This is a genomic window from Lutibacter oricola (assembly GCF_900106565.1).
GTDB classification, from domain to species: Bacteria; Bacteroidota; Bacteroidia; order Flavobacteriales; family Flavobacteriaceae; genus Lutibacter; species Lutibacter oricola.
Genome location: NZ_FNNJ01000002.1, coordinates 198,051 through 222,420, shown reverse-complemented (window position 1 = coordinate 222,420; position 24,370 = coordinate 198,051). Strand labels below are relative to the sequence as shown.

Annotated in this window: 22 protein-coding genes; 20 read left to right on the top strand and 2 right to left on the bottom strand. The window is 28.9% G+C overall.

Annotated elements, in window-relative coordinates; all coding sequences use genetic code 11:
• Positions 1 to 6: 6 nt before the first annotated feature.
• The 17 genes from rlmD (at position 7) to mgrA (ending at position 17,074) form a co-directional block, all read left to right on the top strand.
• Positions 7 to 1,416, top strand: a complete 1,410-nt coding sequence (gene rlmD, locus BLU40_RS05700; RefSeq protein ID WP_090120939.1) for a 23S rRNA (uracil(1939)-C(5))-methyltransferase RlmD — start codon at positions 7 to 9, stop codon at positions 1,414 to 1,416.
• Between the two features lie 159 nt (positions 1,417 to 1,575).
• A complete protein-coding gene (locus tag BLU40_RS05695) occupies positions 1,576 to 1,875 on the top strand; it encodes a DUF6452 family protein (RefSeq protein WP_139170919.1) in 300 nt (99 codons plus the stop codon).
• Positions 1,841 to 2,554 (top strand): DUF6048 family protein, encoded by a 714-nt coding sequence (locus BLU40_RS05690; protein ID WP_090120932.1) that lies wholly within the window; start codon positions 1,841 to 1,843, stop codon positions 2,552 to 2,554. Before BLU40_RS05695 ends, BLU40_RS05690 begins: the two co-directional genes overlap by 35 nt.
• A gap of 39 nt (positions 2,555 to 2,593) precedes the next feature.
• Positions 2,594 to 3,541 carry an isopenicillin N synthase family dioxygenase gene (locus tag BLU40_RS05685; protein WP_090120930.1) on the top strand — a complete coding sequence of 316 codons (948 nt, stop codon included), beginning with the start codon at positions 2,594 to 2,596 and terminating at the stop codon, positions 3,539 to 3,541.
• Entirely contained in the window at positions 3,538 to 3,708 is a 171-nt protein-coding gene (locus BLU40_RS17530) for a hypothetical protein (protein WP_175454749.1), read from the top strand. The genes BLU40_RS05685 and BLU40_RS17530 overlap by 4 nt, the downstream gene beginning before the upstream one ends.
• 43 nt (positions 3,709 to 3,751) lie before the next feature.
• Positions 3,752 to 4,102 (top strand): translation initiation factor, encoded by a 351-nt coding sequence (locus BLU40_RS05680; RefSeq protein ID WP_090121916.1) that lies wholly within the window; start codon positions 3,752 to 3,754, stop codon positions 4,100 to 4,102.
• Between the two features lie 8 nt (positions 4,103 to 4,110).
• Positions 4,111 to 4,983 (top strand): nucleoside phosphorylase, encoded by an 873-nt coding sequence (locus BLU40_RS05675; RefSeq protein ID WP_090120929.1) that lies wholly within the window; start codon positions 4,111 to 4,113, stop codon positions 4,981 to 4,983.
• Between the two features lie 40 nt (positions 4,984 to 5,023).
• Complete coding sequence (locus tag BLU40_RS17525; protein ID WP_175454748.1) at positions 5,024 to 5,185, top strand: hypothetical protein; 162 nt, start codon at positions 5,024 to 5,026, stop codon at positions 5,183 to 5,185.
• A gap of 131 nt (positions 5,186 to 5,316) precedes the next feature.
• Positions 5,317 to 6,249 (top strand): peptidylprolyl isomerase, encoded by a 933-nt coding sequence (locus tag BLU40_RS05670; protein ID WP_090120927.1) that lies wholly within the window; start codon positions 5,317 to 5,319, stop codon positions 6,247 to 6,249.
• Positions 6,250 to 6,880: 631 nt separating this feature from the next.
• Positions 6,881 to 7,576 (top strand): Crp/Fnr family transcriptional regulator, encoded by a 696-nt coding sequence (locus BLU40_RS05660; protein WP_090120923.1) that lies wholly within the window; start codon positions 6,881 to 6,883, stop codon positions 7,574 to 7,576.
• Positions 7,577 to 7,599: 23 nt separating this feature from the next.
• The gene (locus BLU40_RS05655; protein ID WP_090120921.1) at positions 7,600 to 8,118 is read left to right on the top strand and encodes a YfiT family bacillithiol transferase; all 519 of its coding nucleotides are present in this window, start codon (positions 7,600 to 7,602) and stop codon (positions 8,116 to 8,118) included.
• Between the two features lie 151 nt (positions 8,119 to 8,269).
• A complete protein-coding gene (locus BLU40_RS05650) occupies positions 8,270 to 8,731 on the top strand; it encodes an Mpo1 family 2-hydroxy fatty acid dioxygenase (RefSeq protein WP_090120919.1) in 462 nt (153 codons plus the stop codon).
• A 1-nt stretch (position 8,732) separates the two neighbouring features.
• On the top strand, positions 8,733 to 10,574 hold the full coding sequence (locus BLU40_RS05645) for an OmpA family protein (protein ID WP_139170918.1): 1,842 nt from the start codon (positions 8,733 to 8,735) through the stop codon (positions 10,572 to 10,574).
• A gap of 329 nt (positions 10,575 to 10,903) precedes the next feature.
• Positions 10,904 to 12,766 (top strand): OmpA family protein, encoded by a 1,863-nt coding sequence (locus BLU40_RS05640; RefSeq protein WP_090120911.1) that lies wholly within the window; start codon positions 10,904 to 10,906, stop codon positions 12,764 to 12,766.
• Positions 12,766 to 13,107 (top strand): tRNA-binding protein, encoded by a 342-nt coding sequence (locus tag BLU40_RS05635; RefSeq protein WP_090120907.1) that lies wholly within the window; start codon positions 12,766 to 12,768, stop codon positions 13,105 to 13,107. Before BLU40_RS05640 ends, BLU40_RS05635 begins: the two co-directional genes overlap by 1 nt.
• Positions 13,108 to 13,163: 56 nt before the next feature.
• Entirely contained in the window at positions 13,164 to 16,073 is a 2,910-nt protein-coding gene (locus BLU40_RS05630; RefSeq protein ID WP_245729902.1) for an FAD-binding and (Fe-S)-binding domain-containing protein, read from the top strand.
• Positions 16,074 to 16,075: 2 nt separating this feature from the next.
• The gene (gene mgrA / locus BLU40_RS05625) at positions 16,076 to 17,074 is read left to right on the top strand and encodes an L-glyceraldehyde 3-phosphate reductase (protein ID WP_090120903.1); all 999 of its coding nucleotides are present in this window, start codon (positions 16,076 to 16,078) and stop codon (positions 17,072 to 17,074) included.
• 285 nt (positions 17,075 to 17,359) lie between these two features.
• Here the strand turns inward: mgrA and BLU40_RS05620 are convergent, their stop codons facing one another.
• Positions 17,360 to 19,987, bottom strand: a complete 2,628-nt coding sequence (locus tag BLU40_RS05620) for a valine--tRNA ligase (RefSeq protein ID WP_090120899.1) — start codon at positions 19,985 to 19,987, stop codon at positions 17,360 to 17,362.
• 110 nt (positions 19,988 to 20,097) lie between these two features.
• Between BLU40_RS05620 and BLU40_RS05615 the strand changes: the two genes are divergently transcribed.
• On the top strand, positions 20,098 to 20,541 hold the full coding sequence (locus BLU40_RS05615; protein WP_090120896.1) for a DUF1573 domain-containing protein: 444 nt from the start codon (positions 20,098 to 20,100) through the stop codon (positions 20,539 to 20,541).
• A gap of 49 nt (positions 20,542 to 20,590) precedes the next feature.
• Here the strand turns inward: BLU40_RS05615 and BLU40_RS05610 are convergent, their stop codons facing one another.
• Positions 20,591 to 21,934 (bottom strand): retropepsin-like aspartic protease, encoded by a 1,344-nt coding sequence (locus BLU40_RS05610; protein ID WP_090120893.1) that lies wholly within the window; start codon positions 21,932 to 21,934, stop codon positions 20,591 to 20,593.
• 158 nt (positions 21,935 to 22,092) lie between these two features.
• Here BLU40_RS05610 and BLU40_RS05605 point away from each other — a divergent pair, with 158 nt between their 5' ends.
• Positions 22,093 to 23,322, top strand: coding sequence for a pyridoxal phosphate-dependent aminotransferase (locus BLU40_RS05605; protein WP_090120890.1), 1,230 nt, complete (start codon positions 22,093 to 22,095; stop codon positions 23,320 to 23,322).
• Positions 23,285 to 24,286 (top strand): UDP-N-acetylmuramate dehydrogenase, encoded by a 1,002-nt coding sequence (gene murB / locus BLU40_RS05600; RefSeq protein ID WP_090120887.1) that lies wholly within the window; start codon positions 23,285 to 23,287, stop codon positions 24,284 to 24,286. The genes BLU40_RS05605 and murB overlap by 38 nt, the downstream gene beginning before the upstream one ends.
• The last annotated feature ends 84 nt before the right edge of the window (positions 24,287 to 24,370 follow it).

Here is a 24,370-nt window from a genome sequence, read left to right as displayed (position 1 = left end):
TGCATAATGGCAAGAAAAAAGAAACAACTTATTTTTGAAAATATTGAAGTTATTGATGCTGGTGCAAGAGGTAAAACTGTTGCTAAAGCTCCTGACGGACGTGTAATATTTTTAACAAATACAGTACCTGGAGATATTGTAGATATAAGAACAGGTAAAAAACGTAAAGCTTACTTTGAAGGTACAGCTATAAAATTTCATAAATATTCTGACAAAAGAACCGAGCCTGCTTGTGATCATTTTGAACACTGCGGTGGTTGTAAATGGCAAAATATGGCTTATGAGCATCAACTTGCTTATAAAGAAAATGAAGTTACAAACAATTTAATTAGAATTGGGCATTTAGAATTGCCTGAAGTTACTCCTATTCTTGGCTGTGAAAAAACATACTTTTATCGAAATAAAATGGAGTTTTCTTTTTCTAATAGCCGTTGGTTAACTCTAGAAGAAATTAATTCTGACCAAGAAATTGACAATCGCAATGCCTTTGGTTTTCATATTGCAGGTATGTGGGATAAAATTTTAGATATTGAAAAATGTCATTTACAAGAAGATCCTTCAAACCAAATTAGAAATTTTGTAAAAGCCTATGGTTTAGAACATAACTTAGAATTTTTCAACCCAAGAGAGCAATCTGGTTTTTTACGTACTATGATGATTAGAACTTCATCTACCGGAGAAATTATGATTGTTTTTCAATTGTTTGAAGAACAAAAAGAAAATAGAGAAAACTTATTAAATGCTTTAGCTGATAAATTTCCAGAAATTACTTCATTACAATATGTAATAAATAGCAAAGCAAACGATACATTATATGATCAAGATATTATCTTATTTAAAGGTAGAGATCATATATTTGAAGAAATGGAAGGTTTAAAATTTAAAATTGGACCAAAATCATTTTATCAAACAAATTCTACTCAAGCATACGAATTATACAAAATAACAAGAGATTTTGCTGGCCTAACAGGTAACGAAACTGTGTACGATTTTTATACAGGTACTGGTACAATTGCACAATTTGTAGCAAAACAAGCAGGTAAAGTAATTGGTGTTGAAGCTGTACCAGACGCTATAAAAGACGCTAAACTAAACGCACAATTTAATAACATAAATAACGTTGAGTTTTATGCAGGTGATATGAAAGATGTGTTTAATGATCAATTTATTAAAAAACACGGAAAAGCAGATGTTATTATTACTGATCCTCCTAGAGATGGAATGCATAAAAATGTTGTAGCAAAAATTTTAGAAATTGCACCAAAACGTATTGTTTATGTAAGCTGTAACTCTGCAACGCAAGCTCGAGATTTAGCTTTAATGAAAGATGCATATAAAATAGTAAAAACACAAGCTGTAGATATGTTTCCACAAACACATCACGTAGAAAATGTTGTGCTTTTAGAATTGAAATAATTCAATAAAATGAAAAAATATTTAATAGTAATTATTGTTAGCATTGCAGCTATTTTAAGTTGTGAGAAAGATGATATATGTCTTGATGGCACTACTCCTAACCTAATTATAAGTTTTTATAATAAAGACACTTTAACTGATAAGAAAAAAGTAACCAGTATGGACGTTTGGGCTGAAGGTATGGATAGTATTTACACTAGTAAATCATTAGACTCTATTTACCTTCCTCTCGATTTAAATAATAACACAACTGTCTACAATATTAGAACAAATAGCCTTGTAGACCAAATAACTGTAAACTACACCAGAAATGAAATATATGTTTCGCGTTCTTGTGGTTATAAATTTGACTTTGAAAATGTAGAAGTTGAGACTACAAATGAATGGATAAACAATGTTACTTTAATTGATACGATAATTAATCATGAACAAACTGCACATATACATATTACTCATTAGTATTTTAACTTGTGCAACTACTTTTGCGCAAGATAAAACCGAATTATCAACTGAAGAAACAGATACAATTGCCGCTGTTAAAAAATACAATTTAAGAGTTGGTATAGATATAAGTAAGCCTATTCTTTCTCAAATTAAAGATGACCTCTCTGAACTTGAAATAACTGCAGATGTAAATATTTCTAAAAATTTATATGCTGCTGTTGAATTGGGCTATAGCGATAAAACTAGAGATGAAGATTATTTAAATTTCACTACAGATGGAACTTACATTAAATTAGGTGTAAATTACAATGCTTATGAAAATTGGAAAGGAATGAATAATGAAATTTATGTAGGTATGCGTTATGGTTTTAGTATGTTTAACCAAACATTAAACAGCTACACACCTAATGCCTATGGAACATATTTTGAAGGCGATTTAGTTGAAGTTGGTACTGAGTTTAAAGACCTATCTGCACACTGGGTAGAATTCCTTTTTGGTATGAAAGTTGAAACCTTTAGAAACCTTTACTTAGGAGGTTCAATTTCCGTTAACAAATTAATTAGTAGTAAAGAACCAGAAAACTTTAGAAACCTTTACATTCCTGGCTTTAATAGAGTGTTTGATAACGATATGGGAATTGGTTTTAACTATACAATTAGCTATTTAATTCCTATTTTTAAGAAAACTAAATAAATTTTGTATTTTTAAAAAGTTAACCTAACTATTAAAAAAATGCAAAATATACCAAGTGTAGATTTATCTGATTTTATATCGGGTGATGAAAACAGAAAGCAAAAATTTATTAAACAAATTGGTGAAGCTTATGAAGAAATTGGCTTTGTAGCTTTACGTGGCCATTTTTTAAGCGACGAACTTACTGCCAATTTATATAAAGAAGTAACTGCCTTTTTCGACCTTCCTGAAGAAGTAAAAGAGTCTTATGAAATTGATGGAATTGGAGGACAACGTGGCTATACATCCTTTGGAAAAGAAAGTGCGAAAGGAAAAAAAGAAGGAGATTTAAAAGAGTTTTGGCACTTTGGTCAAGATGTTATTGGAAACGATAAGTTAAAAGCTGAATACCCGAATAATGTTGAAGTAACGGAAATTGAAAATTTCAACAAAACAGGAATGGAAACCTATAAAATGTTAGAAAAAACAGCAATTTATGTGCTACGTTCTTTAGCTTTATATATTGGCTTAGAAGAAAACTATTTCGATAAATATGTAACCAACGGAAATAGTATTTTACGCCCTATACACTATCCTCCTATTAAAGGAGAACCAAAAGGAGCTGTTAGAGCCGCTGCGCATGGAGATATAAATTTAATAACCCTATTAATGGGTGCTTCGGCTTCTGGTTTAGAAGTTCAAAATAAACAAGGAGATTGGATTGCAGTAACTGCACTACCCGACCAATTAGTTATTAATGTTGGTGATATGCTAGAACGTTTAACTAACAATAAATTACGATCAACAATACATAGAGTTGTTAACCCACCTAGAGAAGATTGGGGCAAACCTCGTTATTCAATACCGTTTTTTACCCACCCAATTAGTGAAATGAAACTAAATTGTTTACCTGAATGTATTGATGAAACAAGACCAAAAGTATATGAAGATATTACTGCTGGTGAATTTTTAAATGAACGTTTAAGAGAATTAGGCTTATTAAAATGATTTCAAAAAAAGTAATTTCAGTATTTACATTCGGTATTTTTCTACTTGTAGGAGGTGCAATATTAAAAATAGCCAATAATCCACAAGCAAATATTGTAATGGCCATTGGTTTAGTTTTTGAAACTATAGCTGTATTAATTTTTGCTTGGAATAAAATTAAAAAATAAAGAAAGATTCCGTATTTTTGAGTCTTATTTTTTCACAAATCAAATGGGTAAAAAAAAATTAAATAGTTTAGAAGATCTTGGCGGTTTTGTTTTTTCAACAAATAACGAATTTGAATACGATCAAAATGAAGAACAAGAAACACTTCAACCAAAACAACAATACTTAGAAGCGCTTTTTTCGAACAAAGGCCGTGGCGGTAAAACAGTTACAGTAATTACTGGTTTTGAAGGTAGTGATCAAGATTTAAAAGCATTAGGTAAAATGCTAAAACAAAAGTGTGGTGTTGGTGGTAGTGTAAAAGATGGTGAAATAATAATACAAGGAAAATTTAGAGATAAAATAATGGAAATCCTTAAAAAGGATGGATATAACGTAAAACGCGTAGGCGGATAATATTATATATGAATAAAATAGCTCCTTCAGAATTAATACTGAACCCAGACGGTAGTATATACCACTTAAATTTAAAACCTGAACATATTGCAAAAGACATTATTTTTGTAGGTGATCAGAATAGAGTAGCAAAAATTTCTAAACATTTTGATTCAATCGAATTTGAAACTCAAAAAAGAGAATTTAAAACCATAACAGGTACTTATAAAGGCAAAAGAATTTCTGTAATGTCTACTGGTATTGGACCAGATAATATTGACATTGTAATGAATGAGTTAGATGCTTTGGTAAATATAGATTTAATAAACCGTGTACCTTTAAAAGAGCATACAAAATTAAACATTGTTAGAATTGGAACTTCCGGTTCTTTACAAGCAGATATTCCTGTAGATAGCTTTGTATTAGCTAAATACGGATTAGGTTTTGATGGTATGCTGCTTTCTTATGATTGTGATGAAGTATTAGAAAGTGATTTTGAAGATGCCTTTATTAAACATACTAATTGGAGCCCAAGAAAAGCGAGGCCTTATATTGTAAAAAACAGTAGAGAGCTTCAAACTAAATTATCTGGAGATAAAGTTTTTCAAGGTGTAACCGCTACAGCTGTTGGGTTTTACGGACCTCAAGGAAGAGTTTTAAGGTTACCTATTCAAGATCCTGATTTAAATAATAAAATTGATAATTTTGAATATAACGGTGTAAGAATTACTAATTTAGAAATGGAAACTTCAGCCATTTATGGGTTATCTAAACTATTAGGTCATAATGCTTGTTCTATGAATGCTATTATTGCCAATAGAGCTAACGGAACTTTTAGCGAAGATCCGTACAAACCGGTTGAAGAATTAATAATTTACACTTTAAATAAATTAGCACAGTAAAATAAAATATTTTATTTTACGTTATCTAAAAAACACATAAATGAAAAGTAAAACGTTAAAATTAGTAATATTTGCATTAGTTTCAACTTTATTTATAGCTTGCGGAGCTAAAAAAGGAGGTTGTGGTTTAACTAGTGATGCTCAAAAAATAGAGCAGACAATTTCAAAAACTCAAACTACTATTATTGCAGAAGCTAAATAGTTTTAAAAATACATAAATATTTAAAAACCTGCTTTTTAGTAGGTTTTTTTCATTCATAATAGAAAACAACTAATATACTTTTATATCAATTGAAAGTATGTATCTTTGCAACGCTTTTAAAAAACAAGAAAATGAATAACGGATTATACGCAAAATTTAACACTTCTAAAGGTGCTATTTTAGTAAACTTAGAATTTGAAAAAACTCCTGGTACAGTTGGTAACTTTGTTGCTTTAGCTGAAGGAAATTTAGAAAACGGATCTAAACCACAAGGAACTCCTTATTACAATGGTTTAAAATTTCATAGAGTAATTGCAGACTTTATGATTCAAGGTGGTTGTCCACAAGGAACTGGAACAGGTTCTCCTGGATATAGCTTTGATGATGAGTTTCACCCAGAATTAAAACATGATGTTCCTGGAATTTTGTCTATGGCAAACTCAGGACCTGCTTCTAATGGAAGTCAGTTTTTTATTACACATGTTCCAACTCCTTGGTTAGATAACAAACATACTGTTTTTGGTAAAGTTGTTGAAGGGCAAGATGTTGTTAATGCTGTTGCTCAAGACGATATATTAGAATCTATTGAAATTACAAGAGTTGGTGAAGCTGCTGAGAAATTTAACGCAGTTGAAGCTTTTAGAGTTTTTGAAGGTTCTAGAGAAAAAAGAGAAGCTGAAGCTAAAAAAGCTGCTAAAGAAGCAATGGATAAAATAGCTAAAGGTTATGATGAAACTCCAAGTGGTTTACGTTACAAAATTCTACAAGAAGGTAATGGAAAACCTGCTACAAAAGGTGCTGGAGTTTCTGTACATTACAAAGGTCAATTAGTAGACGGACAAGTTTTTGATTCATCATACCAACGTAAACAACCAATCGATTTTACTATTGGTGTAGGTCAAGTAATTCCTGGTTGGGATGAAGGTATTCAATTATTAAAAGTTGGAGATAAAGCTCGTTTAGTAATTCCTTCTAATTTGGCTTATGGTAGTCAAGGTGCAGGTGGTGTTATTCCTCCAGATGCAACTTTAATTTTTGATGTTGAATTAATGGATGTTAAATAATCCTATTCTATAAAAAATCAAAAAGCATTGACTTTAAAAAGTCAATGCTTTTTTGTTATATAATATCTTAATGTATTATAAAAACAAATTATGATTTTGTGTAATTTCAAGCTAATAGTTAATAAGCTATTAACAAACCTGTTTTTTATTATTAAATAATGACATTGTGTCCTTAAATATAATAACCAAAAAAGTCAAAACAGATGCCACAAGTACAATTTTACCGATAGTACAAAACGTACATTCATAAAAATTGTCTTTAAAACCAAATAAACAACTTGTACACCCAACGAGAATCATTATCAAATAATCAACAAAAGCAATAACTGGAATTATTACTAACGATTTTAAAAGAATATCTTTCATGACTATAGCTTTAGGTTACACAAACAATTAAACAAACAATATAATAGTTTCTAAATTTTTTAGAATAGTTTAAATTCTATCGACTAAAACAAAACATATAAACACTTCAATTATTTAAGAACTTATTACATAGTAAAAGTAACATGCTATTTTTGTAGATACGAATTTTTTACATTCGTATATTTAATAGAAATTAAATTAGTTTTTATTAAATAATGATGTAATTTTACATCTGTTAGAATGTAATTTTAATACGTTTACTGCTATGCCTGATTTTTTACAAAAAGAAACTAACTTCGATTATACGTTTTTAAACGCAAAAGAGAGCTTAAATAAGCTAAGTGATACTGAAAAAAACGAATTAATTGAACATAAAACCGATATTGAATTTAAAGCTGGAGAAACCATAATTAAACGTGGTATGCTAGTTAACAACGTTTTATATTTAAATAGCGGATTGGTAAAACTAGAAATGGTTAATGAGGGGAAACCTTTTACTGTTGGCTTAGTTGAACCTCACTCATTTATAGGAATAGTTTGTTGTTTTGCTTTTGAAAAATTCGATTTTACTGCAACAGCCCTAGAAAAAACTAAAGTAAGTTTTATTGAAAAAAGCATTTTTGAAAAATTTATTTCAACAAATGGAGAATTTGCTTTAAATTTAATTAAGCATATGTCTGGTGTTTCAAACGGACTTTTGCACCGCATAACTACCCTATCTCAAAAAAATATTGATGGTGCGTTATCCTTAATACTATTAGATTTTGCAAAAGTTTACAATTCAAACTCGTTTACTATTCCAATGGTACGAAAAGATTTGGCTAATATGTTAGGCTATTCTAAAGAAAGTGTTATAAATACATTGTCTAAGTTTAATAAAGAAAAAATAATAAAAGTCTCCGATAGAAAAATTGAAATTTTAAACATTAAAAAATTAACTCAAATTAGTAAATTAGGTTAAGTTTTATAAAAAAACATAAATTAATGCTCGAAGAACTAAAATATCCTATTGGACAACCAAATATTCCAAAAAATATTTCGTTAAAAATTATTAAAGAATGGATTTTAGTTATCGAAAATTTTCCTTCTAAACTTAATTCTTTAGTAAAAGACCTTTCCAACGAACAATTAGACACCGTTTACCGTAAAGATGGGTGGACAATTAGACAGGTAATTCATCATTGTGCAGATAGTCATTTAAATAGTTATATTCGTTTTAAATGGGCTTTAACAGAAAACAAACCTGTAATTAAAGCTTATTATGAAGAAAAATGGGCCGAACTATTTGATTCTAAGTTAGCTCCTATTCACTTATCAATAAACCAATTAAAAGCCTTGCACGCTAAATGGGTATATTTATTAACTAATTTAAATGAAGAAGATCTAGAAAAAGAATTTATTCACCCCGCAAATAATAAAACAGTATCATTAGCAGAAAATATTGGTATTTATGCTTGGCACTGTAATCACCATTATGCACATATTTACAATTGTTTAAAGTAAATAGGTCTAAATAAAATTGTTGAAAAAGTTGTTTATTACTTATTTCTAATAAATAAGTAAAACATTACAAAATTTATATATTACATACTATATAACTAGCGTATTAAATTGGTTTATAGTATATAATTTATATTTTCAAAATTTTACAATTATGAAAACAATGCATCAATGGTTTAGCGAATATTCGATTAGCCACCAAAATAAAACTAATAAAAAAATACATTATATATGTGTACCTGCAATTTTTTTTAGTATTGTAGGTTTACTTATAAGTATTCCAAGCACTTTTATAGGGAAAATTACTAATTTAAATATGCCTATTATAGAAAATTGGGCAGTAGTAGTAGCCTTTTTTTTATTAATATTTTATTTACGATTATCTTTTAAAGTGTTTTTAAAAATGTTAATTTTCACTATATTATGTATAGTTGGTAATTATTATCTAGGTTTGGTTACACCTATATTTTATACATCATTGTTAATATTTATAATTGCTTGGATTGGTCAATTTTATGGGCATAAATTAGAAGGTGCCAAACCATCTTTTTTAAAAGATTTGCAATTTTTATTAATTGGCCCAGCTTGGGTATTTGACAATATTTTTAAATTTTAAAATGAAAAAAAACTTATTAATTATATTATTATCCCTGCTTTTTAATAAAGTTAGCTCTCAAGATATAGAATACAAAGTATTTAATACATCTGTAAACACTAAATATGCAGAATTAGGAACCTTTTATGTAAATAATGATTTGGTGTTATTTGCATCATCAAAAATTACTGAAGAAGATACTCCTTTCTCTAAAAATAGAAGAAAGAACAACCGTCATTTATTCTTAGAGTTTTATTTCGGAAAAATAACAGATAAAGGAGATATAATTCAAGATAAAAAACTAAATAAAGAAATTTACACCAAATTTAACGAAAGTGATATTGCTTTTTCTCCAGATTTGAAAACGTTATTTTTTACTTGGAATAATTACTACAATGATCCTAAGATTGATAATCCAAAAAACAAAACATTTTACTTGTTTAAAGCATCAATTGATGCAGATTTTAATTTAACAAGTATTTCGCCTGTAAGATTCAATAGTGTAAAATATTCTATTAAAAATCCAAAGTTTAGTGCAGACGGAAAAAAACTATATTTTTCTTCTAATATGTCTGGTGGATCAGGTGGTTACGATATTTTTGTGTCTGAAGTTAGCAATGAAGGTGTGCTTTCTTGGCCAAAAAATATGGGGCCTACCATTAATACAAAATACAACGAATTGTATCCATACTCAGATAATGAAAACAATTTATACTTTTCATCTTTTGGACATAAAGGAAAAGGTGGTTTAGATATTTTTAAATCTAATTTTGTAAATAATACTTTTGAAAAACCTGTAAGTTTACCTTCTCCTATCAATTCTCCATACGATGAGTTTGGTTATGTTCATAGGCCAAATAAAAAAGAAGGATTTTTTACTTCAAACAGAGATAAAGGAAAGGGAGATGTAGATATTTACGCCTTTAAGTATCATATTAAAGAAAAACCTTGTGATCAACTTATTACAGGTAATGTTTTTAATATTAAAAACAATGTAAAATTAAGCGATTATCAATTGTTTCTTTATAAAAACGATACACTTGTTGAAGGTAAAGACATTGTTAATTTCAACAATTATAAATTTAACTTAAAGTGTAACGAAAGCTATAAAATAGTTGCAAAGAAAAAAGGGTTTATTAGCAATGAAATAAAATTTACTACTAATGATGCAGATAAATTTACTTTAGATAAAAATATTTATCTAGAGCCCGAAAAGTGTATAAATTTTGTAGAAGGAAAAATTCTAAATAAAGAAACAAAAACTCCGCTACCTAACGCTATTGTAAAACTATTTAAAAACGATTCTTTAGTAAAAACACTTAAACTAAATAAACTTGCTGAATATAAAGCAGAAATTAATTGTAATTCAACATATAAAATAACTGCTGAATTAACAGATTTCTCTAAAGATAACGTTATAATAAATACTCAAAAAAATAATAAAGAAACACATAACAACAATCTTTATTTAAAGGAAAACATCGAATTTATTACTGTTCGCAAACAAAAAATGATTAAAACAAACCCTATATACTTTGATTTAGACAAGTCAAATATTAGGCCTGATGCCTCTATTGAATTAGATAAAGTAGTTACAATTATGAAAAAATATGAAACTATTGTTATAGAAGTAAAATCACATACGGATAGCCGAGGGCAAGACAAGTATAACTTTGTTTTATCTAATAAAAGAGCAAGATCTACCATTAACTATATAATTTCTAAGGGCATTGATTCTAGTAGAATATATGGTAAAGGTTATGGTGAAACAGAATTGGTAAATCATTGTACAAATGGCGTAAAATGTCATGATAGCCTTCATCAATTAAATAGAAGAACAGAATTTATTGTAGTTAAAGAATAAAAACAATATTCTCTTAACAATACTATTTAGCTTAAACTTTATACTTATTTTTTAAAACAAGGTTTATTTTATATATTTATAGCCCCTACCATTGAATATTTTAATAATATAATTTTAACAATTATGAAACCAATGGGCCTATTATTTATAAATTGCTTAAATGTGTTTTTAACAAATATATATGTAAAAACTTATTTCGTATTTCAACATTCTCCTCCAAATTAAAAAATAATTTAACTTAACTCTTAACTACAAAAACCTCTTTTCTAAAAATTAACAGTTTTAATTAATTGTCCCTACTTGTTTTTTGAAACCCAAAATTTCATAAAATGAAAAAAATTGCCTTAGCCGTTTTATTATTAACAGCTATATTTACTCAAGCTCAAGAAAAAGAAAAAGAATATAAAATTTTTAACACTTCAATAAATTCTAAATATGCCGAAGTAGGTGTTATATATTTATCTGAAAACAATGTACTTTTTGCCTCTTCAAAAAGAGATGAAAACGATGGAGCATTTAAAAAAAATAGAAGAAAAAACAATAAACAACTATATTTAGATTTATACAACGCAACCATTTCAGAAAATGGAAACCTAAAGCAAACAAAAAAATTTACCAACGATATTAATAATAAATTTTTTGAATCTGATGTTTGTTTCACCAAAGATTTAAAAACTGTTTATTTTACTTGGAATAATTACTACAATACTTCCAAAAGAAAAGATTCGTTAAACTGGAAAACGTTACATATTGTAAAGGCAACTATTAATAAAAACTTTCAACTTAGTAATATTATAGACCTTCCTTTTAATAATGAAGAATATTCTGTAAAAAGCCCAATGCTTAATAGTGATGAAAGCAAACTATATTTTGTATCAGACAACCCTGATAATTTAGGAGAAACAGATATTTATGTTGTAGATATTTTGGGAAATAATAAGTATAGCCAACCAAGAAACTTAGGTTCTAAAATAAATACAAAAGAAGCTGAATTATTCCCTTTTATAGACAGTCAGAACAATCTTTATTTTGCTTCAACAGGGCATACAAATAAAAATGGGTTTGACATATTTAAGGCCGAAAGAGCAAATAATGAATTCTCTAATATTACAAAACTCCCTTCGCCTGTTAATAGTAAATATGATGATTTTGCATTTGTTATAAACAACCAAAACAACGTTGGTTTTTTCACTTCAAACAGACCTGAAGGTAAAGGAGATGTAGATATTTACAACTTTAAAATTAAAGAAATTGAGGAAGAAGTTATTGAAGAAATATGTTTGCAATCTATTACGGGAATAATACTAAACAAAAATAATAGACAACAATTAAATAATGTTCAAGTATTTTTATATAAAGATGATAAACTTATTGAAGGACAAACACTTGAAGAAAATAAAAAATTCTTGTTTGAAGTAGATTGTGACGCTACCTACAAAATAAAAGTTCAAAAAGATGGCTTTTTACCTAATGAAATTAAAGTTACAACTAGCAATGTTAACAATCGAAAAATTGGAAAAAAAATTCTATTAAGTCCAAAAAACTGTATTCATAAAGTTAAAGGGCTAGTTGTAGATATAAATAACAATACGCCACTTAATCTTGCCTCAATAAATATATTTAAAGAAAATATTTTAATAGATTCTATTAAAGTTACTAATGAAGCTAAATTTAAATTAGATTTAAAATGTAAGGCTAACTATAAATTGGTTGCCAATCAAAGGGATTATTTAAAAGATTCAGTTTTAATAAATACTAATTACAACCACGGTAAAATAATTAATAAAATTTTAAGCCTAAAACCAAACATAGAATTTGTTACCGTTAGAGAACAAAAAATGGTAAAAACAAACCCTATTTATTTCGATTTAAATAAAGCAGATATTAGAACTGATGCCGCCATAGAATTAAACAAAGTTGTTGATGTATTAAAAAAATACCCTAACATAAAAATTGAAGTTAAATCTCATACGGACAGCAGAGCTCCAGACAATTATAACTTAAACTTATCTAATAGCAGAGCACAATCAACTATAAATTATATTGCTGCTCAAGGAATTGATTTATCAAGAATTTACGGAAAAGGATACGGAGAAACTCAACTAGTAAATAAATGTAAAAACGGAGCTAAATGTACCGAAGCCCAGCATCAATTAAACCGTAGAACCGAATTTGTAGTAATTGAAGAATAATGAAACCAGAAATAACTTTTGAAGATTTTCAGAAAGTAGATATTAGAATAGGAACTATTATTGAGGTTAATGATTTTCCAAAGGCTAGAATTCCTGCATATCAACTTAAAATAGATTTTGGAACACTTGGTATTAAAAACTCAAGTGCTCAAATAACTCATTTATATTCCAAAGAAAATTTAATTGGAAAACAAATAACTGCTGTAGTTAACTTTAAAAAGAAACAAATTGCAAATTTTTTCAGTGAGTGCTTAGTATTGGGAATTTACAATTCAAAAAATGAAGTTGTTTTATTACAAGCTGACAAAACTGAAATAAAAAACGGCGAACAAGTTTCTTAACTAGATTAGGCTAATGTAAAGTCTATTCTTATATTTGAATTACTAAATTATTATTTGTGATTCAACAACAACTAACAGCACTTTCTAATCAACTAAATGGAGAATTAGTTTTTGATAATTTGCATAAAAGTATTTATGCAACAGATGCTTCTGTTTATAGAAAATTACCTTTAGCTGTAGCTTTTCCTAAAGACAACGAAGACTTAAAAACACTAATTCAATTTGCTTCTGATAACAAAATCACGCTTATTCCAAGAGCTGCAGGAACATCATTAGCCGGACAATGTGTGGGAGATGGAATTGTAGTTGATGTTTCAAAACACTTCACAAATATTTTATCTTTTGATGAAAAGAATAAAACAGTTACCGTTCAGCCTGGAGTAATTAGAGATGAATTAAATCTATTTCTAAAACCATACGTATTGTTTTTTAGTCCTAATACGTCTACAAGTAATAGATGTATGATTGGTGGAATGGTTGGTAATAATTCATCTGGTACAACTTCAATTAAATATGGTGTTACACGTGATAAAGTTATTGATCTAAAAACCATTTTAAGTGATGGTTCAGAAGCTAATTTTAATGAAATTTCAAAAGATGAATTCAATACTAAAAAGATTGGAAATTCATTAGAGAACAGCATTTATAAATCTCTTTATAATGAACTTTCTTCAGAAGAAGTTCAACAAGAAATAAGAAACCAATTTCCAAAACCAGAAATACACAGAAGAAATACAGGTTACGCTATTGACGAATTAATTGAAACCAATGTTTTCAGTAATTCTAAAGATAATATTAATCTTGCAAAATTACTATGCGGAAGTGAAGGAACTTTAGCATTTACTACTGAAATCACGTTAAAATTAGACAACTTACCTCCTACTGAAAGTATGTTGGTTGCAGCACATTTTACTAGTATTGAAGAAAGTATGAAAGCTGTGGTTGTTACAATGCAACACAACCTTTATATGTGCGAGTTAATGGATAAAACCATTCTAGATTGCACAAAAAATAATAGAGAGCAACTAAAAAATAGAGATTTTGTTGAAGGTGATCCAGCTGCTATTCTAATGTTAGAATTAAAGGCTAACACAAAAAACGAAGTTGAAGAACTTGCTCAAAAACTAATTGAAGATTTAAAAAACAACAATTTTGGATATGCCTTTCCAATTTTAAAAGGGAATGAAATTCAAAAAGCTGTAAATCTTCGTAAAGCAGGTTTAGGTTTATTAGGTAATATTATTGGCGACAAAAAAGCCGTTGCTTGCATTGAAGATACAGCAGTTGAAGTAACAGATTTACCAAATTATATTTCAGAATTTACTGAAATGATGAAAAAATACGGTCAAAATGCAGTGTATTATGCACACGCTGGAGCTGGAGAAATTCACTTACGCCCTATTTTGAATCTTAAAAAGAATGAAGACGTTGAACTTTTTAGAACCATAACTACAGAAGTTGCCAAATTGGTTAAAAAATATAAAGGTAGTTTTAGTGGCGAACACGGAGATGGAATTGTTCGCGCTGAATTTATTCCATTAATGATAGGAGAAAAAAACTACGATTTATTAAAACGAATTAAATCAGTTTTTGACCCAAACAACATTTTTAATAAAGGAAAAATTGTAGATGCTTATCCAATGGATAAAAGTTTGCGTTATAAAGTTGATAGAATTGAACCTGAAATAGAAACTATCCAAGATTTTTCTGAAAGTGAAGGAATTTTACGTGTTGCTGAAAAATGTAACGGTTCTGGAGATTGCAGAAAACCAGTTTCTGCTGGAGGAACTATGTGTCCGAGTTACAGAGCTACCAAAGATGAAAAAGATACCACACGTGCAAGAGCAAATGCTTTACGTGAGTTTTTAACCAATTCAGATAAAATAAATAAGTTCGATTACGAAGAGTTGAAAGATGTTTTCGACTTGTGTTTAAGTTGTAAAGCTTGTGCCAGCGAATGTCCGAGTAATGTAGATATTGCTGCTTTAAAAGCTGAATTTCTACATCAGTATTACAAAACTAATAAGCCAACTTTAAGAACTAAATTGTTCGCAGACAACGTAAAATATAACAAGTTAGGAAGCATTGTTCCGTTTATAACTAACGTTGTATTAAATAATGTAATTACAAAAAAAGTATTAGGAATTGCAACACAACGTAGCATTCCTAAATTGTATAAAACCACTCTTAAAAAATGGTATAAACGCAATGTGGACCAATTGCATTCTAAAGAGTTTAAAAACGGTGAAGTTTATTTATTTTGTGATGAATTCACCAATTATTACGATGTAACTATTGGAATTGACGCAATAGAATTACTTTCAAAATTAGGTTACAAAGTAATTATTGTTAATCACGAAGAAAGTGGTAGAAGTGCTATTTCAAAAGGATTTTTAGATAAAGCCAAAGTAGTAATTGATAAAAACATTGATATTTTTAAGGATTTAATTTCTGAAGAAAAACCACTAATTGGTATTGAACCTTCAGCAATTTTAGGCTTTAGAGATGAATATTTAAGATTAGCAGATGATAAAATTTCAGTAAAAAACATTTCTAAAAACACTTTTACTTTTGAAGAGTTTATAAAAGCTGAATTTGAAAATAAAAAAATTAATACTTCTGATTTCAATAATAATTCAAAAGAAATTAAAATTCACGTACATTGCCATCAGAAATCTTTAAGTTCTACCGAAGCGACTTTTACAATGTTGAATATCCCAACTAATTACAAACCAACAATTTTAAATACAGGTTGTTGTGGTATGGCAGGAAGTTTTGGTTACGAAAAAGAGCATTATAAGGTTTCTATGCAAGTTGGTGAAGACACCTTATTTCCAAAAATTAGAAATTTAACAGAAGAAATTGAAATTTCAGCAGCAGGAACAAGTTGTAGACATCAAATAAAAGATGGAACAAAAAAACAGAGCAAACACCCAATTACACTATTAAAAGAAGCACTTAAATAATTATGAGCAAAAAGAAGAAATACATAGCAAATGAAGCTCGTTACGAGAAAATGAATTACCGTAGAACTGGTAATAGCGGTTTATTATTACCTGAACTTTCACTAGGTTTATGGCATAACTTTGGTAGAAACGACGATTTTAAAAACGCAAGAAACCTTTTAAAATGTGCTTTTGACAATGGAATTACACATTTTGATTTAGCCAACAATTACGGTCCTCCTTACGGTTCAGCTGAAACTACGTTTGGTAAAATATTGAAGAAAGATTTCAAAAAATATAGAGATGAATTAATTATTTCATCAAAAGCTGGTTATGATATGTGGCCCGGACCTTATGGAGATTTAGGATCAAAAAAATACCTGGTTTCTAGTTTAGATCAGAGTTTAAAACGTATGGGATTAGATTATGTTGATATTTTTTATCACCATAGACCAGATAATGAAACTCCTTTAGAGGAAACTATGGGAGCATTGGATTTAATTGTTCGCCAAGGAAAAGCATTGTATGTTGGAATTTCAAATTACAGACCAGAAAGAGCTGCTGAAGCATTTAAAATTTTAAAAGATTTAGGAACTCCTTGTTTAATTCATCAACCAAGATACAGTATGCTAGATCGTTGGGTTGAAGATGGTTTGTTAGATTTACTGGGAAATGAAGGTGTTGGTGCTATTCCGTTTTCTCCATTAGGACAAGGAATGTTAACTGATAAATATTTAAATGGTTTTCCTGAAGATTCTAGAGCTGTAAAAGATGGCCGCTATTTAAAAACAGATCAAATTAATACGCAAATTGATAAAATTAGAGCGTTAAATGAAATTGCTAAAGAAAGAGGTCAAAGTATGGCACAAATGGCAATTTCTTGGATTTTAAAAGATGAACGTATTACTTCTGTATTAATTGGTGCTAGTAAAACTGAACAAATTTTAGATAGTTTAAAGGCAACAGAAAACACTAATTTTAGTAAAGAGGAATTAGATAGAATAGAAGGAATTTTAAAATAATCATTTTATTATCATTCTGAAAATTATACTGTCATTCCTGCGCAAGCAGGAATCTATAGAATGTTGGTATGGATTCCTGTTTTCACAGGACTGACAACGTAGTAAAATTATCATTCTGAATGTAGTGACAACGGAATGAAGAATCTCATTATACAACATTACATAAGATTCTTCACTATCGTTCAGAATAACAACAACAATAATATAAAAAACAAAAAGGGATTCCAATAAAATGGAATCCCTTTTCTATTATGCATTCGCCAGCCATAGCTAGTGCATCGTATTTTACAAGCTACTTAAACTAGCTTTTATTGTTTCTATTTTTGCTAAAGCATCTGCTTCTTTCTGACGTTCCATTCCAATTACCTTTTCCGGTGCATTGTTTACAAAACGCTCGTTACTTAATTTCTTTTGAACAGATTTTAAGAAACCTTCAATATACTTTAATTCTTCTTCTAGCTTCGCTTTTTCAGCTTCAACATCAATAGCATCACCCATTGGAATAAAGTATTCGTTAGATTTTACTCTAAAACTTAAAGCTCCATCAACTTTTTCTTCAACATAATTTAAAGAAGAAAGATTTCCTAACTTTTCAATTACAGCATCAAAATCTGTAGAAACCTTATCATTATTCAATACGGAAAATTCAATCTGATCTTTAAATGAAATATTTTTATCTTTTCTAATAGTTCTAATTCCTGAAATTACTTCTGAAGCTACTTTAAATCCGTCAATTAAACTTTCGTTTACTTCAACAGTTTTAGGATATTCAGCAACAATTAATGCATCTTCTGGAGTTCTATCAGCAATTGTTTGCCAAATTTCTTCAGATAAGAAAGGCATAAACGGATGCAATACTTTTAAATTATCTTCTAAAAATGAAATAACTGCTTTGTATGTTTTAGCATCCATTGGTTGTTGATAACCTGGTTTTACCATTTCCAAAAACCAAGAAGAAAAATCGTCCCAAACTAATTTGTAAATGCTCATTAAAGCTTCACTAATTCTGTATTGGTCGAAAGATTTTTCTAAATCTACTAATGTTTGTTGAAATTTAGCTTGATACCAATCAATTGCAATTTTTGCTGATTTTGGTTGTTCTAAATCTTCAGAAACTTCCCATCCTTTTATTAAACGGAAAGAGTTCCATATTTTATTAGAGAAATTACGTCCTTGCGCACATAGTTCTTCATCAAATAATAAATCGTTACCAGCAGCAGAACACAATAACATTCCAACACGTACACCATCTGCTCCATATTTCTCCATTAGTTTAATTGGATCGGGAGAATTTCCTAACGATTTAGACATTTTTCTACGTTGAGAATCACGTACAATTCCTGTAAAATAAACATTGCTAAAAGGTTTTTCATCTCTAAATTCATAACCAGCAAAAATCATACGCGCAACCCAGAAGAAAATAATATCTGGACCCGTAACTAAATCGTTTGTTGGATAATAGTATTCTATTTCTTCGTTATTTGGCTTTCTAATTCCATCGAAAACAGAAATTGGCCATAACCAAGATGAGAACCAAGTATCTAAAGCATCAGGATCTTGAGTTAAATCTTCAACTTTAAACTCTTTCCCTACTTTTTCTGAAGCTAATTTAGTAGCTTCCTCAATAGTTTCAGCAATTACAAAATCGTTTACACCATCTCCATAGAAAAATGCAGGAATTTGGTGACCCCACCATAATTGACGAGAAATATTCCAATCTCTAATATTTGTTAACCAGTGCTTATAAGTACTGTTGTAATGTTTTGGAAAGAATTTTACTTCTTCGTCTTCTAAAACAGCTTTCAAAGCAGGTTCAACAATTGTCTCCATTTTTAAGAACCATTGAGCAGATATTTTTGGTTCAATAACAGCTTTTGTTCTTTCTGAAGTACCAACTTTATGCATATGTTGTTCAACTTTTACTAAACAACCTAATTCATCTAATTCTTTTGTAATCTCTTTTTGAACAACAAAACGATCTTTACCTTCGTAATGTAAACCGAAAGAATTCAAAGATGCATCATCATTAAAAATGTCAATAACTTCTAAATTATGTTTTTCACCTAAAACTTTATCGTTTTGATCGTGTGCAGGTGTTACTTTTAAACAACCAGTACCAAATTCTAAATCTACATATTCATCTTCAATAATTGGAATTACACGGTTTACAATTGGCACAATTGCTTTTTTACCTTTTAAATGTGTAAAACGCTCATCGTTTGGATTTATACATATTGCTGTATCACCTAAAATTGTTTCAGGACGCGTAGTTGCAATTGTCAGCACATCATCACTTCCTTCAATTTTATAATTTACGTAGTAAAGATTTCCTTGTTTTTCTTCAAAAATAACTTCTTCATCAGATAAAGTAGTTTGCGCTTCAGGATCCCAATTTACCATTCTATAACCACGGTAAATTAAACCTTTGTTGTATAAGTCTATAAATACTTTAGAAACTGCTTCGCTTAAATCTTCGTCCATTGTAAACTTTGTACGTTCCCAATCACAAGAAGCTCCCAATTTTTTCAATTGTTCTAAAATTATTCCTCCGTGCTCATCAGTCCAATCCCAAGCGTGTTTTAAAAACTCATCACGCGTTAAATCGCTCTTTTCAATACCTTGTTCTTTTAATTTAGCAACTACCTTTGCTTCTGTAGCAATAGATGCGTGATCGGTTCCAGGAACCCAACAAGCGTTTTTACCTTTTAAACGAGCACGTCTAATTAATACATCTTGAATAGTATTATTTAGCATATGCCCCATATGCAAAACCCCAGTTACATTTGGTGGTGGAATTACTATGGTATAAGGTTCTTTTTCATTTGGTGTTGAATGAAAATAATTATTATCCATCCAATATTTGTACCACTTATCTTCTACTTCTTGAGGTGTATATTTTGTTGCTAAACTCATTTTGGTCTAATATTTGTAATATAATTTGCAAATGTACAATTATAAGCATTAACATAAAATATTTTGAAAGCATAAAAAAAAAACTAACTTTACACTTTAAAACGAATATTATGAAAAAATTTATGACACTTTTATTTGTTGGGTTTATTACTTTATCAGTAAACGCACAACAAAAGAAACAACCAGTAGTAGACCCTAATGCACCAGCATTTGAATTTGTAACTGAAGTAATTGACTATGGTAAGATTGAACAAAACGCAAACGGTGTCAGGAAATTCGAATTTAAAAATATTGGAAAATCTCCATTAGTAATTACAAGAGTTCAATCTAGCTGTGGCTGTACGGTACCTAAATACTCTAAAGAGCCTATTTTACCTGGTAAAAAAGGTGAAATTGAAGTTAAGTATGCTACTAATAGAACCGGTGGTTTTTCTAAAACTTTAACTATTTACTCTAATGCTACAGAAAAAACTAAAAGAGTACGTATTAAAGGAATTGTTTCTAAACCAGAATCTCCTGTTGTTAAACAAAAATCGGCAGTATCTTCTAAGTAAGAATTTAAAAAATTAATAAAAAAAGGCTTTCCAAATGGAAAGCCTTTTTTTATTGAAGAATATCTTCTAGATAAAATTTGAATTCGTAATGCTGACCGTTACGTTCAACAACAAGAGAAACTTTTCTGTTTTTTTTATAATAAAATTTTTCAATTATTTCAGTCAATTTCATTTCGTGAACAAACTTACCATTTACTTTAATTAAAACATCATCTACCATAACTCCAGCATAATCTGCAGGCGAATTCTCCAATACTTTTAGTACTCTATAAGATGGTTTAAAATTGTATTTATATCTATAATCTATAATAACACTGTTATTGCTTGTTTGACCATTACCAGATAAATTAAAACTTGTAGATTTATTATCTTTCTCTTTAACCAATATTTTTCCATTATGAACCAGTTCTAAACCACTTACATTATAATAAAATGGTTTGTTAAAATGAGCTCCTTTTTTTAAACTAATTTTCTTGTTAGGGTAATCGAAAACTACTAAAAACCGTTTTAAAATATTGGCGCCCATACTACCATTTCTACTTCTAAACCTTCGTGCATGTCTAATTGAAATTGAATCTGGATAGGAAACTGTTGGATTTTTTATTTCGTGACTTCCATAAACCAATGCTTTTACTCTAGCTCGTTTTCCGTAAATTGAACCACTTAAACCTTCACCTAAAAAACCTTTGAAATATTTTTTTGGAGGAACAATGTCTGGGTGACTGTTTTCAAATAACCACATAGCATCACTCCCACCCGAGTCTATTAATAATTTAACAGGTGTAATTTTATCTGAAGTTAATTTTACTCCAGCTTCTATATATGGTTTCTTCCTATAAAATTCCAAATCAAAAATATCGCATTTCCTACAATCATCTAATTTATACGTATTTGCCTTATAAAAAGTAATTTTTTTTGAGCTATAGTTAATTTTAACTGTAAAATTTTTCAATAAATCAAACCCTATAATTCCGTGAATTGTAAGTCCTAATTTAGAAGACAAATCAAAATTATCATTAAATATTACAAACAATTTTTGATTATAACCATTAATACTTTTAAGTTTTATTTTATTGCCATTAGATACTATTGCATCTACCGCTTCTTCACCTCCTAAACCTTGCAATTTAATTTTTTTAACATTTTTTAAGTCTAATGAATCTCTTGCGTTTAGGTTAAATAAAATTGTAGCACCTACACCAGAATCTAAAATAAAGTTTAATTTTTTGCCATTTACTTCAATAGGTAAAACTATAAGATTACTTAATAATTTAAAATTAAAGCTTTGCTTTTTTACCGTATTTGGAAAACTAAAATAGCCTTGAGAACTTACATTTAAAGTAAAAAAAACACCTATAAAAAGTATTAATATTTTTAGTTTTTTATTTTCCAAGTTAGTAGTTTATGTATAAACAATTAATTTACAAAAATGCACTAGCATAACCTAACTTTTATGATTTATTTAACCTTCAATAAAAACACTAAATTATGCAAGTATTCATTTATTTTTGTTGATTTTTGTATTAATTATTAATCCTAATATAGCTAGTAATGCCAAAAATATCAAATAAAGGATTTAAAATGCCAGAATCTCCAATTAGAAAATTGGTTCCTTATGCAGAAAATGCAAAGAAAAAAGGAATTGAAGTTTTTCATTTGAACATTGGGCAGCCAGATATAAAAACGCCTAAAGTTGCTTTAGAAGCGGTTAAAAATAACGCCGTAGAAGTTCTATCATATAGTCAATCTGCAGGCTCCGAGGCATATAGACAAAAATTAGCCGATTATTACCACAAAAATGGAATAAGTTTAAACTCTAATGAAATTATTGTAACTACCGGAGGTTCAGAAGCTTTACGTTTTACTTTAGGAAGTATTACTGATCCTGGTGATGAAATTATTATTTCTGAACCTTTTTATGCAAATTACATTGCATTTTCAACAGCTTCTGCTATTAAAATTGTTCCAATAATTTCTAAAATTGAAGATAACTTTGCGTTACCTTCTATAGAAGAGTTTGAAAAACGAATTACAAAAAAAACAAAAGCTATTTTAATTTGTAACCCTGGAAATCCAACAGGTTATGTATATTCTAAAGAAGAACTTCAAAAATTAGCTGAAATAGTTAAACGTCACGATATATTTTTAATTGCCGATGAAGTTTACCGAGAGTTTGTTTATGATTCTTCTGTTAAACACCAATCTGTATTAAGTAATTTTGGTTTAGAAGAACATGCTATAATTATAGATTCTGTTTCTAAACGTTACAGTATGTGTGGCGCAAGAATAGGTTGTATAGCTTCAAAAAATAAAGAAGTAATAAATACTGCTTTAAAATATGCACAAGCAAGGTTAAGCCCACCAACATTTGCTCAAATAGCTAGTGAAGCGGCAATGGATACACCTCAATCATATTTTGACGAAGTAATAGAAGAATATAAAGAAAGAAGAGATACTCTTGTTAGTGAATTAAATAAAATTGAAGGAATAAAAGTTAATACTCCTAAAGGTGCATTTTATTGCCTTGTTGAATTACCGATTGACAATGCAGATAATTTTGCTCAATGGCTGTTAGAACATTTTAGTATAAATAACCAAACTGTAATGTTGGCACCTGGTGCAGGATTTTACTCTACTCCTGGTTACGGAACTAAGCAAGTTAGAATTGCTTATGTACTTAAAAAAGAAGATTTAATAAAAGCAGTAAACATAATTAAAGCTGCTATTTCAAAATATAATTTAATTGAAAATAGAAAAAAACATTTCGTTAAAACCATATAATACTTTTGGTATTAACGCTATTGCCAAACGCTTTGTTAATGTAAATTCTACTAAAGAATTAAAACAATTGATTGCTACTGAAAAAGATATTTTTCTTTTAGGAGGAGGTAGCAATATGTTATTGACAAAAAACATAGAAAAACTAGTTGTAAAACTGAATTTAAGCGGAGTAATTATTAATGAAACTCCTGATGATTCTGTTTTTGTAACTGCTGAAGCTGGTGAAAACTGGCACGATTTTGTAATTTGGTGTATTGACCAAAATTATGGTGGTTTAGAAAATTTATCACTAATCCCTGGTAATGTTGGTACTTCTCCTATTCAAAATATTGGTGCTTATGGTGTAGAAATTAAAGATACATTTCATCAATTAGAAGCGTTAGAAATTTCAACTGGTAAAATTAAAACTTTTACTAAAGCTGATTGTAATTTTGGGTACAGAAACTCTGTTTTTAAAAACGATTTAAAAGGAAAGTATATTATTGTAAATGTTACTTTTAAATTAACTAAAAACAAGCATAACTTAAATATTTCTTACGGAGCAATTCAAAAAGAATTAGAAGGTGTTACAGCACCAACAATTAAAGATGTTTCGAAAGCTATAATTGCAATTAGAGAAAGTAAACTTCCTGATCCTGAAAAGATTGGAAATAGCGGTAGCTTTTTTAAAAACCCTGTTATTTCTAAAGATAAATTTAATATTCTTCAAAAAAAATATCCAGAAATACCTCATTACGTGGTTTCTAATAATGAAATTAAAGTACCCGCAGGTTGGTTAATTGAACAAAGCGGGTTTAAAGGTAAACGTTTTGGTGAAACTGGTGTACACGAAAAACAAGCGTTAGTATTAGTAAATTATGGAAATGCTACTGGTGAAGAGGTACATAAACTAGCACAAAAAATTCAAAATTCTATTAAATCTAATTTTAATATTGATTTAGAAATTGAAGTAAATATTATTTAAGTACTACTAAAGCATATGAAAATGGATTCCTGCCTTCGCAGGAATAACAAAGCACTTTTTAGAAATTATATAAAAGTTGTAATA

Coding starts and splice junctions, on each gene's coding strand:
- BLU40_RS05620 (WP_090120899.1), bottom strand. CDS start 19,987: ATGAGTTTAGCAACAAAATATACACCTCAAGAAGTAGAAGATAAGTGG.
- BLU40_RS05695 (WP_139170919.1), top strand. CDS start 1,576: ATGGACGTTTGGGCTGAAGGTATGGATAGTATTTACACTAGTAAATCA.
- BLU40_RS05655 (WP_090120921.1), top strand. CDS start 7,600: ATGCTCGAAGAACTAAAATATCCTATTGGACAACCAAATATTCCAAAA.
- mgrA (WP_090120903.1), top strand. CDS start 16,076: ATGAGCAAAAAGAAGAAATACATAGCAAATGAAGCTCGTTACGAGAAA.
- BLU40_RS05645 (WP_139170918.1), top strand. CDS start 8,733: ATGAAAAAAAACTTATTAATTATATTATTATCCCTGCTTTTTAATAAA.
- BLU40_RS05615 (WP_090120896.1), top strand. CDS start 20,098: ATGAAAAAATTTATGACACTTTTATTTGTTGGGTTTATTACTTTATCA.
- BLU40_RS05675 (WP_090120929.1), top strand. CDS start 4,111: ATGAATAAAATAGCTCCTTCAGAATTAATACTGAACCCAGACGGTAGT.
- BLU40_RS17530 (WP_175454749.1), top strand. CDS start 3,538: ATGATTTCAAAAAAAGTAATTTCAGTATTTACATTCGGTATTTTTCTA.
- BLU40_RS05685 (WP_090120930.1), top strand. CDS start 2,594: ATGCAAAATATACCAAGTGTAGATTTATCTGATTTTATATCGGGTGAT.
- BLU40_RS05650 (WP_090120919.1), top strand. CDS start 8,270: ATGAAAACAATGCATCAATGGTTTAGCGAATATTCGATTAGCCACCAA.
- BLU40_RS05670 (WP_090120927.1), top strand. CDS start 5,317: ATGAATAACGGATTATACGCAAAATTTAACACTTCTAAAGGTGCTATT.
- BLU40_RS05660 (WP_090120923.1), top strand. CDS start 6,881: ATGCCTGATTTTTTACAAAAAGAAACTAACTTCGATTATACGTTTTTA.
- BLU40_RS05635 (WP_090120907.1), top strand. CDS start 12,766: ATGAAACCAGAAATAACTTTTGAAGATTTTCAGAAAGTAGATATTAGA.
- BLU40_RS17525 (WP_175454748.1), top strand. CDS start 5,024: ATGAAAAGTAAAACGTTAAAATTAGTAATATTTGCATTAGTTTCAACT.
- BLU40_RS05680 (WP_090121916.1), top strand. CDS start 3,752: ATGGGTAAAAAAAAATTAAATAGTTTAGAAGATCTTGGCGGTTTTGTT.
- rlmD (WP_090120939.1), top strand. CDS start 7: ATGGCAAGAAAAAAGAAACAACTTATTTTTGAAAATATTGAAGTTATT.
- BLU40_RS05690 (WP_090120932.1), top strand. CDS start 1,841: ATGAACAAACTGCACATATACATATTACTCATTAGTATTTTAACTTGT.
- BLU40_RS05640 (WP_090120911.1), top strand. CDS start 10,904: ATGAAAAAAATTGCCTTAGCCGTTTTATTATTAACAGCTATATTTACT.
- BLU40_RS05605 (WP_090120890.1), top strand. CDS start 22,093: ATGCCAAAAATATCAAATAAAGGATTTAAAATGCCAGAATCTCCAATT.